Origin of the sequence: Pseudomonas sp. MWU12-2037, from assembly GCF_023242345.1 — a bacterium.
Classification (GTDB): Bacteria; Pseudomonadota; Gammaproteobacteria; order Pseudomonadales; family Pseudomonadaceae; genus Aquipseudomonas; species Aquipseudomonas gingeri_D.
The window spans coordinates 205,123-221,580 of record NZ_JALLIZ010000004.1 but is presented as its reverse complement, the minus strand read 5'-3'; the positions used below and the strand labels follow the sequence as shown (position 1 = coordinate 221,580).

At 63.2% G+C, this 16,458-nt stretch carries 13 protein-coding genes; 5 read left to right on the top strand and 8 right to left on the bottom strand.

Annotated features, from left to right (window positions below; all coding sequences use genetic code 11):
- Positions 1-128: 128 nt before the first annotated feature.
- The 3 genes from M5B42_RS09020 to acnA form a co-directional block, all read right to left on the bottom strand.
- Positions 129-1,694: a PAS domain-containing methyl-accepting chemotaxis protein gene (locus tag M5B42_RS09020; protein ID WP_177103028.1), complete on the bottom strand. Its 1,566-nt coding sequence runs from the start codon at positions 1,692-1,694 to the stop codon at positions 129-131.
- Between the two features lie 213 nt (positions 1,695-1,907).
- Entirely contained in the window at positions 1,908-2,699 is a 792-nt protein-coding gene (locus tag M5B42_RS09015; RefSeq protein ID WP_248745607.1) for a CPBP family intramembrane glutamic endopeptidase, read from the bottom strand.
- A 386-nt stretch (positions 2,700-3,085) separates the two neighbouring features.
- Complete coding sequence (gene acnA, locus M5B42_RS09010) at positions 3,086-5,827, bottom strand: aconitate hydratase AcnA (RefSeq protein ID WP_248745606.1); 2,742 nt, start codon at positions 5,825-5,827, stop codon at positions 3,086-3,088.
- Between the two features lie 162 nt (positions 5,828-5,989).
- Between acnA and rlmM the strand changes: the two genes are divergently transcribed.
- Both rlmM and tusA read left to right on the top strand, forming a co-directional pair.
- Positions 5,990-7,057: a 23S rRNA (cytidine(2498)-2'-O)-methyltransferase RlmM gene (gene rlmM, locus M5B42_RS09005; protein ID WP_248745605.1), complete on the top strand. Its 1,068-nt coding sequence runs from the start codon at positions 5,990-5,992 to the stop codon at positions 7,055-7,057.
- Between the two features lie 26 nt (positions 7,058-7,083).
- Positions 7,084-7,335, top strand: a complete 252-nt coding sequence (gene tusA / locus M5B42_RS09000; protein ID WP_103499689.1) for a sulfurtransferase TusA — start codon at positions 7,084-7,086, stop codon at positions 7,333-7,335.
- Here the strand turns inward: tusA and M5B42_RS08995 are convergent.
- A complete protein-coding gene (locus tag M5B42_RS08995) occupies positions 7,332-8,741 on the bottom strand; it encodes an MATE family efflux transporter (RefSeq protein ID WP_178129726.1) in 1,410 nt (469 codons plus the stop codon). The two genes, tusA and M5B42_RS08995, sit on opposite strands and share 4 nt — an antisense overlap.
- Positions 8,742-8,925: 184 nt before the next feature.
- Here M5B42_RS08995 and pdxB point away from each other — a divergent pair, with 184 nt between their 5' ends.
- Entirely contained in the window at positions 8,926-10,068 is a 1,143-nt protein-coding gene (gene pdxB / locus M5B42_RS08990) for a 4-phosphoerythronate dehydrogenase PdxB (protein ID WP_248745604.1), read from the top strand.
- Between the two features lie 54 nt (positions 10,069-10,122).
- Here the strand turns inward: pdxB and M5B42_RS08985 are convergent, their stop codons facing one another.
- On the bottom strand, positions 10,123-10,299 hold the full coding sequence (locus tag M5B42_RS08985) for a PA1571 family protein (RefSeq protein WP_177103040.1): 177 nt from the start codon (positions 10,297-10,299) through the stop codon (positions 10,123-10,125).
- Positions 10,300-10,557: 258 nt separating this feature from the next.
- On the opposite strand from M5B42_RS08985, the gene M5B42_RS08980 reads away from it, so the two are divergent.
- Complete coding sequence (locus M5B42_RS08980; RefSeq protein ID WP_248745603.1) at positions 10,558-12,336, top strand: ABC transporter transmembrane domain-containing protein; 1,779 nt, start codon at positions 10,558-10,560, stop codon at positions 12,334-12,336.
- Between the two features lie 62 nt (positions 12,337-12,398).
- On the top strand, positions 12,399-13,421 hold the full coding sequence (locus M5B42_RS08975; RefSeq protein WP_248745602.1) for a Fic family protein: 1,023 nt from the start codon (positions 12,399-12,401) through the stop codon (positions 13,419-13,421).
- Between the two features lie 67 nt (positions 13,422-13,488).
- Here M5B42_RS08975 and M5B42_RS08970 read toward each other — a convergent pair whose 3' ends face one another.
- The 3 genes from M5B42_RS08970 to M5B42_RS08960 all read right to left on the bottom strand — a co-directional run bounded on the left by M5B42_RS08970 (position 13,489) and on the right by M5B42_RS08960 (position 16,420).
- Positions 13,489-13,770, bottom strand: a complete 282-nt coding sequence (locus M5B42_RS08970; protein WP_218224964.1) for a pyrimidine/purine nucleoside phosphorylase — start codon at positions 13,768-13,770, stop codon at positions 13,489-13,491.
- Positions 13,771-13,855: 85 nt separating this feature from the next.
- Positions 13,856-14,398 carry an exonuclease domain-containing protein gene (locus M5B42_RS08965; protein WP_103499702.1) on the bottom strand — a complete coding sequence of 181 codons (543 nt, stop codon included), beginning with the start codon at positions 14,396-14,398 and terminating at the stop codon, positions 13,856-13,858.
- Between the two features lie 69 nt (positions 14,399-14,467).
- Positions 14,468-16,420, bottom strand: coding sequence for an acetyl/propionyl/methylcrotonyl-CoA carboxylase subunit alpha (locus M5B42_RS08960; protein WP_248745601.1), 1,953 nt, complete (start codon positions 16,418-16,420; stop codon positions 14,468-14,470).
- Positions 16,421-16,458 lie beyond the last annotated feature (38 nt).

Genomic DNA, 16,458 nt, shown 5'->3' with positions numbered 1-16,458 from the left:
GTTGTGTCGGTTAAAGGTTTGTATGTTTTAGGAGGTTTCTTACTCTAAAAGTAGAGTTGATTGACTTTCTTCAGGCAATAAAAAACCCGATGACTATTAATCATCGGGTTTTCCGGGCGCTTTAACGATTACCGGTTAAAACGCTCCACCAACGAATACTGCGTGTTGGCGGTGCGGGTCAACTCTTCGCTCAAGTGCGCCGAGTCGTGCGCCTGCTCCGAGGTCTGGTCGGCCAGTTGCGCAATGGTGCTGATATTGCGGCTGATCTCTTCGGCCACCGAGCTTTGCTCTTCGGTGGCGGCGGCGATCTGGGTGGTCATGTCGGTGATATTGGCCACTGCTTCGCTGATCCCCACCAGCGCCGCATCGGCTTCCATGACTCGCGCCACGCCTTCCTGGGCCTGGCGGTGGCCGGCGTCCATGGTTTGCACGGCGTTGCCGGCGGTCTGTTGCAGCTTGGCGATCAGGGCGTGGATCTGGCCGGTGGATTCGCTGGTGCGTTGCGCCAGTTGACGCACTTCATCGGCAACCACCGCAAAACCACGACCCATTTCCCCGGCGCGGGCCGCTTCAATCGCCGCGTTCAAGGCCAGCAGGTTGGTCTGGTCGGCAATGCCCTTGATCACATCGACCACGCCGCCGATCTCGTCACTGTCCTTGGCCAACTGCGTAACCGTGCTGCCGGTCTCGCCGACCACCACCGACAGGCGCTCGATGGCCTCGCGGGTCTCGCCGGCGATATCACGACCGCGACTGGTCAGGCGATTGGCTTCCTGGGTCGCATCGGCCGTGCGCTGGACATGGCTGGCGACTTCCTGGGTGGTGGCGGCCATCTGGTTGACGGCGGTGGCCACCTGCTCGGTTTCCTGGCGCTGGCGATCCAGGCCGGTGGAGCTTTTCTGCGCCAGTTCGTCGGACTTCTTCGCCTGGCTGGTCAGGTGCTCGGCGGTGTCCTGCAAGCGGGTCAGGCAGGTTTTCAGACGGGCTTCCTGGCTGAGGATGGACATTTCCAGACGGGCCTGGGCACCACGACTGTCGGTGTACATCTGCGCGATCAGTGGGTCGGAGGTGGTCTGTTCGGCCAACTGCAACAGGCGCTTGAGGCCGCGCTGCTGCCAGCTCAGGCCCATCAGCCCGAGGGGTACCGAGACCGCCGCGGCCAGGGCAAAGCCCCAGTAGGAGTTGAGCCAGATGCTGATCAGGAAGCTGACCTGGCTGACCAGGATAAACGGCAGCCAGTCCTGCAGTACCGGCAGCCACTTGTCGCGCCGCGGCACGGCCGACTTGCCCTGGTTGATGCGCTGGTACAGCGCCTCGGCACGGCGGATCTGCTCGGCGGTGGGTTTGATCCGCACCGATTCGTAGCCGATCACCTGGCTGCCTTCGAAAACGGGCGTCACATAGGCGTTGACCCAGTAATGGTCACCACTCTTGCAGCGGTTCTTGACAATGCCCATCCATGGCAGGCCTTGTTTCAGAGTGTTCCACATATGGGCAAACACCGCCTCCGGAACGTCCGGGTGGCGCACCAGGTTGTGGGGCGCGCGGATCAGTTCTTCGCGGGAAAATCCACTGATCTCGACAAAAGCGTCGTTGCAGTAGGTGATCACGCCTTTGGCGTCGGTAGTGGAAATCAACCGTTGCTGAGCGGGGAAGGTGCGTTCGCGTTGGGTAATGGGTTGGTTATTACGCATGGTTTCTCTATCCGCAAGGCTTTGACGGGTTGTCGGCAGGGCAGGGGAAATATTGAATATATTTTTCAACTTTCAGCGCCGGTTCATATTCTGGCCTTTGCGTACTCGTACCCGTCCTTGAATACGAGTCGAACACGCGTGAAGTTAATGTGTTCAGTTTCCCCTGGGGGTTTACCGAACGACAGTACCCAATAGGTACTATCGTTCGGTTTATCACGGTTGCAACATTGGATAAGTAAAGAAAACGAAGTGCACTGTATTAAGTGCGACATGGGTGGCGATGGCCGCGGCCAAACCGCCAAAACGGTAGGCCAGACCATAGCCGACACCGGCCAGTGTCGCCAGTAATGCCCATTGCCAGCCTGCCCCCAGGTGCGTCAGCCCGAAGATCAGCGCGGCGCCGAACAGCGCCAGGCTTTCTCCCCGTGGCAAGGATCTGAAGCAGCGACTCAGGCCGCCCTGGATATAGCCGCGAAACAGCACTTCCTCGACCAGGCTCACCAGCAGCAGGTTGTTCAGCAGCCAGAGCCCGCCCTGTTCTGGCCACTTCGGCGCCCAGTCGACGATGCCCAGGCTGATGGCGCCGCCCAGGGCCAGCAGCGAGGTCACGGCCCCGGCAAGCGCCGTAGTGCCCAGCACCCGTCGCGCGGAGCGGCGATTGACCACCCACGGGCAGACCAGCAGCAGCCAGAAGCCGACCAGCGGTTTATCGAGATTGAGGTACATGGTGAAAGGCACGGCGTCCGGGGTGAAACGCACCGCGCTGATCATCCGGCCGTTCTCGAAGCCCGGCAGCCAGTGCAGGGCCAGGCCGATGGCGAGCAGCAGGAACAGGCCGTGACCCAGGTAGCGAACCGGGCGATTGCGCTGCTGGAATGCCGCGGCACCGGTGGCCAGCAGCAGGGCGAAGGCGATCAGGCTGGGCAGCCCCAGATGGCCCACGCTCAAGGCCAGGGCATAACCCAGGGAAAGCAGGGCCAGATACGCCCAGGGCAAAACAGACATGCAGGGTCCTCTATTCGTTGAACAAGTAAATCCCGGTGTTGAGGGCCAACTATCATAACGTACGGGCCAGAGCCGCTGGTCAATGAAAAACAGCGGCCGTACCGGCGTGTTTTCAAGGCTGGGCTCCTCCAGCCCGGGCGATGAGGCACACTCTCAACGGCGGTTGTCAGGGATGTAGCATGACTCTGCGAGACTGAACGCATAAGTAGTGCGCGGAGGTTGCGCTGTGTTATTTGAGCGTGTGAGAGGCGATATTCGTGAAGGGAAGAAACTGTTTCGTCGTTTGTAAGATAGTGTTTGGGGATGAATAACCGGGGGCTGGCCGATCTGGCTTGAAAGGCGCACCGACCAACGCCGGCGCGCCTTCGCGCTATTTCATTGAACCATCAAGAAGCAATGAGTTGCCGTAATACGTAATGCAGGATTCCCCCGGCCTTGAAGTATTCCACTTCATTAAGCGTGTCGATCCGACACAACACGTCGATTTTCTCCTGGCTGCCATCTTCACGGATCAGGGTCAGTGGCAGGTTCATTCGCGGTTGCAGTTCGGTGCCGCTCAGTCCGCCGATACTCAGGGTTTCCCTGCCGGTCAGTTGCAGGCTCTTGCGGTTCTGGTCGAGCTTGAACTGCAAGGGCAGCACACCCATACCCACCAGGTTGGAACGGTGGATACGCTCGAAACTCTCGGCGATCACCGCCTTGACTCCCAGCAGGTTGGTGCCCTTGGCGGCCCAGTCTCGGCTCGAGCCGGTGCCGTATTCCTGGCCGGCAATCACCACCAGTGGCGTGCCTTCGGCCTGATAACGCATGGCCGCGTCATAGATCGGCAGTTTTTCGCCGGACGGCACATGGAAGGTATTGCCACCTTCCTCGCCGCCGAGCATTTCGTTGCGGATGCGGATATTGGCAAAGGTGCCGCGCATCATCACTTCATGGTTGCCACGGCGCGAACCGTAGGAGTTGAAGTCCCGGGGTTCCACGCCCAGCTCGCGCAGATAACGTCCGGCGGGACTGTCGGCCTTGATATTGCCGGCGGGGGAGATGTGGTCGGTGGTCACCGAGTCGCCGAGCAGGGCCAGTACCCGTGCGCCCTGGATATCTTCGATCACCGGCAGGGGCCCGGCGATATTGTCGAAGAACGGCGGGTGCTGGATATAGGTCGAGTCCTTCTGCCAGACATAGGTGGCGGCCTGGGGTACTTCAATCGCCTGCCACTGGGCGTCGCCGGCGAAGACTTCGGCGTACTCCTTGTGGAACATGGCGGTATCGACCTGGGCCACCGCGTCGGCGATTTCCTTCTGGCTCGGCCAGATATCCCGCAGGTACACCGGCTTGCCGTCCTGGTCTTCCCCCAGCGGCTCGCGGCTGATATCGATACGCACGCTGCCGGCCAGGGCGTAGGCCACCACCAGCGGCGGCGAGGCCAGCCAGTTGGTTTTCACCAGCGGATGCACCCGACCCTCGAAGTTGCGGTTGCCGGACAACACCGAGGCGACGGTGAGGTCGGACTGGGTAATGGCTTTTTCAATCGGCTCGGGCAACGGCCCGGAGTTGCCGATGCAGGTGGTGCAGCCATAACCCACCAGGGCGAAGCCCAGTTCGTCGAGGTAGCGGGTCAGGCCGGCGGCCTTGTAGTAGTCGGTTACCACCTTGGAGCCGGGGGCCAGGGAACTCTTGACCCAGGGTTTGCGTTTCAGGCCTTTTTCCACCGCCTTCTTCGCCACCAGGCCAGCGGCCATCATCACGCTGGGGTTGGAAGTGTTGGTGCAGGAGGTAATGGCGGCAATGACCACCGCGCCATTTTTCAGCCGGTAGGTGTGACCTTCATAGCTGTAGTCGGCTTCACCGACCATATCCGCATTGCCCACCGCGACACCGCCGCCGCCTTCGCTTTCCAGGCGACCTTCGTCCTTGTGCACGGGTTTGAATTGCAGCGCCATGAAGTCGTTGAAGGCTTGCGCGACATCCGGCAGCGACACCCGGTCCTGCGGACGTTTTGGCCCGGCCAGGCTGGCTTCGACGCTGGCCATGTCGAGGGCCAGGCTGTCGCTGAAGGCCGGCTCATGGCCCGGCAGCCGCCACAGGCCCTGGGCCTTGCTGTAGGCCTCCACCAGCTTGACGGTTTCACTCGGCCGGCCGGACAGGCGCAGGTAATCCAGCGTCACCTCGTCCACCGGGAAGAAACCGCAGGTGGCGCCGTATTCCGGGGCCATGTTGGCGATGGTCGCGCGGTCCGCGAGGGGCAGTTCGGCGAGACCATCGCCGTAGAACTCGACAAACTTGCCGACCACGCCTTTCCTGCGCAGCATCTGGGTCACCGTCAGCACCAGGTCGGTGGCGGTGATACCTTCCTTGAGCTTGCCGGTGAGCTTGAAACCTATCACTTCGGGAATCAGCATCGACACCGGCTGGCCGAGCATCGCCGCTTCCGCCTCGATGCCGCCGACGCCCCAGCCGAGTACGCCGAGACCGTTGATCATGGTGGTGTGGGAGTCGGTGCCGACCAGGGTATCGGGGAAGGCATAGGTGCGGCCGTCCTCATCCTTGGTCCAGACGGTTCGGCCGAGGTACTCGAGGTTGACCTGATGGCAGATCCCGGTGCCCGGCGGCACCACGCTGAAATTGTCGAAGGCGTTCTGGCCCCAGCGCAGGAAGGCGTAGCGTTCGCCGTTGCGCTCCATTTCGATATCGACGTTCTCGCCGAAGGCCTGCGGCGTGGCGAATTTGTCGACCATCACCGAGTGGTCGATCACCAGGTCGACGGGGGAGAGCGGGTTGATCCGCTGCGGATCGCCGCCGGCCTTGGCCACGGCGGCGCGCATGGCGGCCAGGTCGACCACCGCCGGCACCCCGGTGAAGTCCTGCATCAGCACCCGGGCCGGGCGGTACTGGATTTCCCGGTCGGAGCCGCGGGTCTTGAGCCAGGCGGCGATGGCCTTGAGGTCGGCGCCGGTGACGGTCTTGTCGTCTTCCCAACGCAGCAGGTTTTCCAGCAGGACCTTGAGCGACATCGGCAGCTTGTCCAGGTTGCCGAGGGACTTGGCGGCATCCGGGAGGCTGAAATAGTGGTAGGTCTTGGCGCCTACCTCCAGGGTTTTAAGGGTTTTCAGGCTATCGAGGGAGGACATGAAATGACTCCTTGAGGCCCGCACGGCACGGGCCGGGTGGAACGAACAGAGCCTTAACGCTAGCTCCGATCGGGAAAACTGGCTAGTTACTGGACTCTATGGGCAGGTCCAAGGTTCCGAACTCGGCTATGATGCGCCGGTTTTAGTGACAGGCTGAGTTCAATGAACACCCTTTTTATGCATTGCCGTCCGGGCTTCGAAGGCGAAGTCTGCTCGGAGATTTCCGAGCACGCCGCGCGCCTGGACGTCCCGGGCTACGCCAAGGCCAAGACCAACAGCGCCTGCGCCGAGTTCGTCTGCAGCGACGACGGCGACGCCCGTCGTCTGATGAACGGCTTGCGTTTCGCCGAGTTGATCTTCCCCCGGCAGTGGGCGCGCGGACGGTTCATCGACCTCCCGGAAACCGACCGTATCAGCGTGATCCTCGCTGAATTGGCGGCGTGGCCGACGTTCGGCAGCCTCTGGCTGGAAGTGGTCGATACCAACGATGGCAAGGAACTCTCGAACTTCTGCAAGAAATTCGAAGGCCCGCTGCGCAAGGCCCTGGTCCAGGCCGGCAAGCTGGTGGAGGACGCGCACAAGCCGCGCCTGTTGCTGACTTTCAAGAGCGGTCGGGAAGTTTTCCTCGGCCTGGCCGACGCGGACAATTCGGCGATGTGGCCGATGGGCATTCCCCGGCTCAAGTTCCCCAGGAGCGCCCCGAGCCGCTCGACCCTCAAGCTGGAAGAGGCCTGGCACCACTTTATCCCCCGCGACCAGTGGGACGAGCGCCTGCACAGCGACATGACCGGCGTCGACCTCGGCGCCGCGCCCGGTGGCTGGACCTGGCAACTGGTCAACCGGGGCATGCTGGTGACCGCCATCGACAACGGTCCCATGGCCGAAAGCCTGATGGATACCGGCCTGGTCCAGCATCTGATGGCCGACGGCTTCACCTTCAAGCCGAAACAGCCGGTGGACTGGATGGTCTGCGATATCGTCGAGAAACCGGCGCGCAATGCCGCCTTGCTCGAGACCTGGATCGGCGAGGGGCATTGCCGCGAGGCGGTGGTCAACCTCAAGTTGCCGATGAAGCAGCGTTATGCCGAAGTCCGGCGTTTACTGGAGCGTATCGAAGAGGGCTTCAAGGCCCGTGGCATCCGGGTGGAGATCGGCTGCAAGCAGCTGTACCACGACCGTGAGGAAGTGACCTGCCACTTGCGTCGACTGGATGTGAAAAAAGCTAGATAATGCCGGCCTGGTTTCAGGAGTGAAGCATGACCCAACCCCACGACCCCGCCGTTGACGGCACCCTCGACGCCACCGGGCTCAATTGCCCGGAGCCGGTGATGATGTTGCACCAGCATATCCGCGACCTGGCGCCGGGGGGGCTGCTCAAGGTGATCGCCACCGATCCGTCGACCCGTCGCGATATCCCCAAGTTCTGCGTGTTTCTCGACCATGAACTGGTGGAGCAGCGCGAAGAGGCCGGTACCTACCTGTACTGGATTCGCAAGAAGCTCGACTAGGCCGTCGAGCGGCTCATCCGGATCCGCCTGCGCGCGCTGCGTACCAGGCGGATCGAGAGCATCACCGCCGCGCACGACAATCCCACGATCAAACCCTGCCACAGCCCGCTCGGGCCACTCGGCGCACCCAGCCAGTCGGTCAAGCCGAGGGCGTAGCCCACCGGCAAACCGATGCCCCAATAGGCGAACAACGTCAGGATCATGGTCACCCGGGTGTCCTGGTAACCGCGCAAGGCCCCGGCCGCCGTGACCTGGATCACATCCGAGATCTGGAACAGCGCCGAATACACGATCAGCATGGTTGCCACCTGGATCACCCGCGGATCGTTGGTGTAGAGGGTCGCCAGGTGTTCGCGAAACAGCAGCATCAGGCTCGCCGACAAACAGCCATAAGCCAGCGCCGTGGCCACTCCAACCCCAGCGGTAAAGCGCGCTTCACGGGGCTGTTCGCGGCCCAGGGCCTGGCCGACCCGTACGGTGATGGCCATGCTCAGGGAGTAGGGGACCATAAATACCAGCGAGCTGATGTTCAGGGCGATCTGGTGTCCGGCCACCACCGTGGCGCCGAGGCTGCCGATCAGCAGGGCGATCACCGAGAAGATGCTGGCCTCGGCGAATACCGCGATGCCGATGGGCAGGCCGATATTCAGCAACCGCTTGATCACCGCCCACTGCGGCCACTCGAAATGGCTGAATACCTGGCTCGGCCGATAGACCTTGGCCCAGCGCACCCAGCCGGCCATGCCGAACAGCATGCACCACATCACGATCGCCGTGGCCCAGCCGCAGCCCGGTCCGCCCATGGCCGGCACGCCGAAGTGCCCGTAGATGAACACGTAGTTCAGCGGAATATTCAGCGCCAGCCCGCACAGGCCCAGGACCATGCTCGGCCGGGTGCGGCCCATGCCGTCGCTGCAGCAGCGCAGCACGTGATAGAGCGCCACCGTCGGCAGGCCGATGCCGATGCCGCGCAGGTAGTCCATGCACGGGCCGATCAGTTCCGGGTCGACCTTCATCAAATGCAGGACCGGCTCGGCGTTGTAGAGGATCACGCCCGCCGCCAGGCCCACCACCAGCGCCAGCCACAGGGCCTGGCGCACCAGCGGGCCGATCTCGGCCGGGGTTCCGGCGCCATGGCGCTGGGCGACCTTGGGGGTGGTCGCCAGGAGGATGCCGGTCATCAACAGGAACACCGGCACCCAGATCGAGTTGCCCAGCGCCACCGCTGCCAGGTCGCGTGGGCCGACCCGGCCGGCCATCACCGCGTCGACGAAGCCCATGGCGGTATGCGCCAGCTGGGCAATGATGATCGGCAGGGCCAGGCCCAGCAGGTTACGCAGTTCCAGGCGGACCCGGGCCGGGCGACTCAGAGGCGGGGTGTCAGATGTTGCAGTGAGGCTGTTCACCGATGATGTATCCAGGCATGACGCGAAAAGCCGCCGATTCTACCTGTTGACGCAGGAGTCAGGTAATCGCCGGTTGTAGCTCATTTGTAAGGTCGAAGTTCCGCCAGGGACAGGAGGCTTGACGCTTGGCTGGCCCTCGGACGCTGACTGCGCCTACACTGCGCCCTTGCCCAAGGAGCCTGCCATGCTGATTGTTGCCGACGAAAATATTCCCCTGATCGATGCCTTCTTTGCCGGTTTTGGCGAGATCCGTCGCTTGCCGGGCCGCAGCATCGACCGGGCGGCGGTGGCCGAGGCGGATGTGCTGCTGGTGCGTTCGGTGACCCCGGTCAGCCGCGAGTTGCTCGAAGGCAGCCCGGTGCGCTTTGTCGGCACCTGCACCATCGGCACCGACCACCTGGACCTCGACTACTTCGAACAGGCCGGCATTCACTGGTCCAGCGCCCCCGGCTGCAATGCTCGTGGAGTGGTCGACTATGTGCTGGGCAGCCTGCTGACCCTGGCGGAAATCGAAGGCGCGGACCTTACCGCGCGCACCTATGGGGTGGTCGGCGCGGGTGAAGTCGGCGGGCGGCTGATCAAGGTCCTGCGCGGGCTGGGCTGGAACGTCCTGGTCTGCGACCCGCCGCGGCAGGCGGCTGGAGGCGGCGATTATGTCAGCCTGGAGCAGATCATCGAGCAGTGCGATGTAATCAGCCTGCACACGCCCTTGACCCGCACGGGCGAGCAACCCACCTGGCATCTGCTCGATCGCCGGCACCTGGAGCAGCTCAGGCCCGGTACCTGGCTGATCAACGCCGCGCGCGGTCCGGTGGTGGACAACGCCGCGTTGCGCGAAGTGCTGCTGGAGCGTGAGGACCTGCAGGCGGTGCTGGACGTCTGGGAGGCCGAGCCGCAAGTGGATGTCGCCCTGGCCGAGTTGTGCGTACTGGGCTCGCCGCATATCGCCGGGTACAGCCTCGACGGCAAGCAACGCGGTACCGCGCAGATCTACCAGGCGTTCTGCGCCTTCCTCGACCAGGCTCCCACGGTCGGTCTCGATGAACTGTTGCCCAAGCCCTGGCTGGCGCAGGTCACCCTCAATGCCGGTAGCGACCCGGCCTGGGCCATGGCGATGATCTGTCGCGGGGTCTATGACCCACGGCGTGACGATGCGGATTTCCGCCGCAGCCTGACCGGCAACGTGGCCGAGCAGAAGGTCGCGTTCGACCTGCTGCGCAAACACTATCCCGAGCGCCGGGAAATCGAAGGCTTGCCGGTGAAGATCAACGGCGACGACGAAGTGCTGCGCAAGCTGGTGTTGGCCCTGGGGGCTGTCCTGTTGTAGACGCAGGCATAAAAAACCCGGCAGCGAGGCCGGGTCAAGGGGGAGTTCGGGCTGTCAGTCTTGCTCAGCAGGCTTGACCAAGCGCTGTTCCAGTTCGCGGCAGGCGTCCTGGATCATTTCTTCGGTGATCGGCACTTCACGGCCCTGTGCGTCGATAATCGCGCAGCCCAATTTCTGCGGGCAGGGACGAATCACCGGAATCTGGTTGTTGCTGCTGTTTTGCAAATCCATGGCCTGTCTCCTCGCTCAGGTTTCGTCATCAGGTTCAGTTAAAGATTATAAGCGTCGCATGACCAGCCTGTGACAACAGGCTACAAGCAGGGCCACGGCACCAGTGCAGCAGAAACCGCCCGTCACCGCCAGAGAGGCTTTAGACCAATACTTTCTAGGGATTAGCATGCACGGTCATAATTAATCCGATTGATTGCGTTTTGCATAAGTTCCTTCCCGGTTCGGTGTAGGCTCTGTCTTCGTCGCCCAACGGATTCCTTGCCCATGCTCTCTGCACGCCATCGCCGCGCCATTCGCCTGGCCAGTCGTTTTGTCGCCCCTTATCGCTGGCAGGCGGCCGGCGCCCTGGTGGCGCTGATCGTCACCGCCGCCATCACCCTGTCCATGGGCCAGGGTATCCGCCTGCTGGTGGACAAGGGTTTCATGACCCAGTCGCCGCAGTTGCTCAACCAGTCCATCGGCTTGTTCATGCTGCTGGTCCTGGGCCTGGCGGTGGGCACTTTCGCGCGGTTCTACCTGGTGTCCTGGATTGGCGAGCGGGTGGTGGCGGATATTCGCCGGCAGGTGTTCAACCACCTGATCTACCTGCACCCGGGGTTCTACGAGAATAACCGCAGTTCGGAAATCCAGTCACGCCTGACCGCCGACACCACGCTGTTGCAGTCGGTGATCGGCTCGTCGCTCTCGTTGTTCCTGCGCAATGCGCTGATGGTGATTGGCGGGGTGGTGCTGCTGTTTATCACCAACCCCAAGCTCACCAGCATCGTGGTGGTCGCCTTGCCGCTGGTGCTGGTGCCGATCCTGATCTTTGGTCGCCGGGTGCGTGGCCTGTCGCGGCTGAGCCAGGATCGGATTGCCGATGTCGGCAGCTATGTCAGCGAAACCCTCGGCCAGATCAAGACCGTGCAGGCCTACAACCACCAGGTGCAGGACGAGCAGCGCTTCGCCGTAACCGTCGAGCAGGCCTTCGAGACGGCGCGCAAGCGCATCGTGCAACGGGCCTGGCTGATTACCCTGGTGATCGTGCTGGTGCTGGGCGCGGTGGCGGTGATGCTCTGGGTCGGTGGCATGGACGTGATGGCCGGGAAGATTTCCGGCGGCGAACTGGCGGCCTTTGTCTTCTACAGCCTGATCGTCGGCAGCGCCTTCGGCACCCTCAGCGAGGTGATTGGTGAGTTGCAACGGGCGGCCGGGGCCGGGGAGCGGATCGGCGAACTGTTGCAGTCGAGCAATGAGATCACCGCGCCGGTCGGCGGCGGTGTGAAGCTGGCCGAACGGGTCAGCGGCAACCTGGTGCTGGAGAATCTGCGCTTCAGCTACCCCTCGCGTCCGGACAGCCATGCCATCGATGGCCTGAACCTGACAGTCAGGGCTGGAGAGACCCTGGCCCTGGTCGGGCCGTCGGGGGCGGGTAAATCCACGGTGTTCGACCTGTTGCTGCGTTTCTACGATCCACAACAGGGGCGCCTGCTGCTCGATGGTCAGCCCTTGACCGAGCTGGACCCGCAGGACCTGCGTCGTTGCTTTGCGCTGGTTTCGCAAAGCCCGGCGCTGTTCTTTGGCAGCGTCGAGGAAAATATCCGCTACGGCAACCCGGCGGCCAGCGACGCCCAGGTCCGCGAGGCGGCACGTATCGCCCATGCCCACGAGTTTATCGAGCAAATGCCCGAGGGCTATCGCACGCACCTGGGGGATGGTGGGTTGGGGCTGTCCGGCGGCCAACGGCAACGCCTGGCGATTGCCCGGGCGTTGCTGGTGGACGCGCCGATCCTGCTGCTGGACGAGGCCACCAGCGCCCTTGATGCCCAGAGCGAGCACTTGATCCAGGAAGCGCTGCCGAGCCTGATGCACGGCCGCACCACCCTGGTGATCGCCCACCGCCTGGCCACGGTACAGAACGCCGACCGGATCGCGGTGATGGACCAGGGCAAGCTGGTGGCGATCGGCACCCACTCCCAGCTGATCGCGAGCAACCCGTTGTACGCGCGGCTGGCGGCGTTGCAGTTCAATGCGCGGGAGTCCGTGGTGCACGAGTGATGTGCTTGGACTTCCAGGTTCGGGCATTATGACGACCTTCGCCAGCCATCCCGGATGAGGATATGTCCCGCTATCAGCCGCCTTTGACCTTGACGCCCCGCATGTTTTCGCTGGTTGCCGGTATCAGTGAGCAACTGGGGCAGTTGTCGGCGGTGCGCAACGAACCGCTCACGCCACAACTGCGTCGCGGGAATCGTATCCGGACGATCCAGGCGTCGCTGGCCATCGAGAACAACACCTTGAGCCTGGAGCAGGTCACGGCGGTACTCGATGGCAAGCAGGTATTGGGGCTGCCGCGGGAAATCCAGGAAGTGCGCAATGCCTTTGCAGCTTATGAGGCGATGCCGGATTGGCGACCCGAGAGCCGGGGCGACCTTCTAAAGGCCCATGGCTTGCTGATGCAGGGGCTCATCGATGATGCCGGTCGTTTGCGCCAGGCTGGGGTCGGCATCTACCGAGGTGACCGGTTGCTGCATATGGCGCCTCCGGCCAGCCGCATAGCGCAATTGGTGGATGACCTGCTGCTCTGGCTCAAGGATTCGGATCTGCATCCGCTGATTGCCAGTTGTGTATTCCACTATGAATTCGAATTCATCCACCCCTTTGCCGATGGCAACGGACGCATGGGGCGTCTCTGGCAGACGCTGATCCTGAGCCAGTGGCGCCCGATACTGGCGTATTTGCCGGTGGAAACGGTTATTCGTGAGCAGCAGGATGCCTATTACGCAGCCTTGGCCGCCTCCGACCAGCGGGCCGAGGCCACGCCTTTCGTCGAGTTTATGCTCCAGGCCCTGGCGTTGGCCTTTACGGAAGCAGCGCAAAGCGACTACTTGACCGACCAAGTAACCGACCAAGTAACCGACCAAGTAGCGCGTCTGCTGGCGGTGCTCGACGATACGTCTGAGCTCAGTGCCAGCGAGCTTATGTCGCGTCTTGAGCTGAACCATCGCGCGAGCTTTCGCAGCACTTATCTGGGACCGGCGCTGGTGTCCGGGTGTGTGGAGATGACGGACCCGGACTCACCGCGCAGTCCTGCGCAGAAGTATCGGTTGACCGAGAAGGGGCGGGCCAGGGTTCGCCCTTGACCACCTGGCATCGGGACAATGCCAGACGGGATGTTCTCAAGGGCTGGGGGCAGTCAGCGTTGCTGACTTAGCGGTATTCGCACAGATAAGCGGTGTCCACGGCGACTTTCAGCTGGAACTTGCTGTTGGCCGGCACGTTGAACTGGCTGCCGGTTTCGAAGGTTTCCCAGGTGCTGCTGTCGGGCAGCTTGACGGTCAGTTTGCCTGCGATCACGTGCATGATCTCGCGCTGGGCGGTGCCGAATTCGTATTCGCCCGCGGCCATCACGCCGATGGTGGCGGCGCCTTCGGCTTGTGCGAAGGCAATCGACTTGACGGTGCCGTCGAAGTACTCGTTGACTTTAAACATGGGCGATTCCTCGAAATGAGCTGAAAAATTGGGCCGATCAGTATGCCCAAGGCGTTTTGCCTCGTCACGCGTTGAAGAGGGGTATTCAGTTCGGCAGGCTCAACGGCAGCAGGCGCGCGGTATTGCGTGCATCCTCCAGTGCCCGGTGCTGCTGGCCATTGAATTGCAGTCCGGCCAGTTGCAAGGCGCCGTTCAGGCCCAGCGGCCGCTCCAGGCGCCTTGCCTTGGCGAAGCGCTGCTTGAGGTTGATATGCGGCACCTGGCCCAGGGCACTCGACAGCCCGAGCTGTCGCCAGTCCTGTTCCAGCTGCCGGCGGTCGTAGTCGCCCCAACTGGCCCAGCCTTCCAAGCGCGTCTGGTGCTGGCCCAGCCAGCGCTCGAACAGCGGCCAGACCTCGCCCAGTGGCGCCGCACCGTCGATCTGCGCCTGGCTGATATGGGTCAGCTCGCGGCAGAAGAGGGTCAGCAGGGGACGGCGCAGGGGCCTGACAAAACGCTGGAAGTGGTCCAGCTCGCGGCCTTCACGGTTGACCAGGGTGGCGCCGATTTCGATGATTTCCATCTCGGCCAGCGGCCAGCCCCCATCATCCGTCGTGGCTTCCAGATCAATCACCAGCCAGTGGGGCATCTCAAGCTCCGAATACAGCATCCTAGTCGGACTCAAGCGTAGCCAAAGGCGCTTGATCCGCCTAGCGGCTTATTCGACTTCCAGCAGGATCTGGCGGTTTTTTACCTGATCGCCCTGGATAACCCGTACTCGCCGCACCACACCCTCCACTCCGGCCTTGAGTGGATGCTCCATTTTCATGGCCTCCAGCACCAGCAGCAACTGGCCTTTGCTGACCGGGCTGCCTTCGCTGACCAGTACCTGGACGATGGCGCCGTCCATCGGTGCTTGCAGTGTGCCCGAGCCGATAGCGCCCGGTGCTTGCACGGGGGCGTGGGTACGATCGCGCAGGTGCAGGCTGCCGGGGCCGGTGCAAAGCCAGAGCTGGTCGCCGTCAAGGCGGTAGGCGTAGCGCCGGAGCACACCGTCGATCTGCACCCGTACCCAGCGTGCATCGCGCTCCAGTATCCGTAGTTCGACACGTTCATCGGCTCGTTGAACCCGCAGTGCCGCGCCGGGACGATCGGTGAGCAACAGATCGAAGTGGCTGTCTTCCAGCGCCAGTCGACAGGGGCGCGGGACGCTGGCGGTGTTGCTCCAGCCCGACAGCCCGGGCGCATGCCGGTCAGCCGCCTGCCGATAGAACAGCGCGGCGGCCAGGGCCAGTTCCACCGTCGAGGGGACATAACTTGGGTGTTCACTGAAATGTTCGTCGATAAAGGCGGTACTGAACCGGCCTTCGACAAAGCGCGGATGTTTCAGCAATTGCACCAGCAGACGCTGATTGCTGGCAATCCCCAGCAGCACGCAATCTTCGACCGTCCGCAACAATTTGCGCCGGGCTTCTTCGCGGGTTGCGCCGTGGGCGATCAGCTTACCCAGCAGTGGATCGTAGAACGGGCTGATGGCGTCGCCCTCGACCAGGCCGTGATCGATCCGTACGCCCGCCATCGGTGCCGGTTCCCAGCCGAGGATCCGTCCGGTTTGCGGGAGGAAGTCCCGGGTCGGATCCTCCGCATACAGGCGCACTTCAATGGCATGGCCCTGGAACTCGACCTGTTCCTGGCGCAGCGGCAGCGGCAGGCCGGCGGCGACATTGATCTGCCAGGCCACCAGGTCGAGGCCGGTGACCATTTCGCTGACCGGGTGTTCGACCTGCAAGCGGGTGTTCATCTCGAGGAAATAGAACTGCCCGCGGGCGTCCAGCAGGAACTCCACGGTGCCGGCGCCGACATAGTTCACCGCGCGGCCGGCCTTCAGCGCGGCCTCGCCCATGGCCTGGCGCAGTTCGGCGGTCATCACCGGGCAGGGCGCCTCCTCGATGACTTTCTGGTGCCGGCGCTGGATCGAGCAGTCCCGTTCGCCGAGATGGATCAGGTGACCCTGCTGGTCGCCGAACAGCTGGATTTCCACATGGCGCGGTTCGATCAGCGCCTGCTCCAGGATCAGTTCGTCGCTGCCGAAGGCGTTCAGCGCTTCCGAGCGGGCGGAGTGGAGCTGTTGCGCCAGCTCCTCAGGTCCTTGCACCAGGCGCATGCCGCGACCGCCACCGCCGGCGCTGGCCTTGATCATCAGCGGATAACCGAGGCGTTCGGCTTCGCGGGCAAGGGTCGCGTCATCCTGTTCGGCACCCTGGTAACCGGCGATGCACGGTACGCCGGCGGCGAGCATGGCGATTTTCGACAGGCGCTTGCTGCCCATCAGGGCGATGGCGGCGGGGCTGGGGCCGATAAAGGTCAGGCCGGCGTCCAGGCAAGCCTGGGCGAAGGCGGCGTTTTCCGAGAGCAGGCCGTAGCCGGGGTGGAGGGCATCGACGCCGGTTCTGCGGGCGGCGTCGAGCAGGGTGGCGCTGTTCAGGTAGGACTGGGCGACCGGGGGCGGGCCGATGCATACGGCCTCGTCGGCCAGGTGGACATGGCGGGCCTGGGCGTCGGCTTCGCTGAAGACGGCGACGGTGCGATAGCCCAGGGCCTGGGCGCCGAGGATGATCCGGCAGGCGATTTCACCGCGGTTGGCGATCAGGATTTTATGGAAGGCGGGCATGGGGCTCATCCTCGGGTGAATGGGTTGTCAGTGAGGCC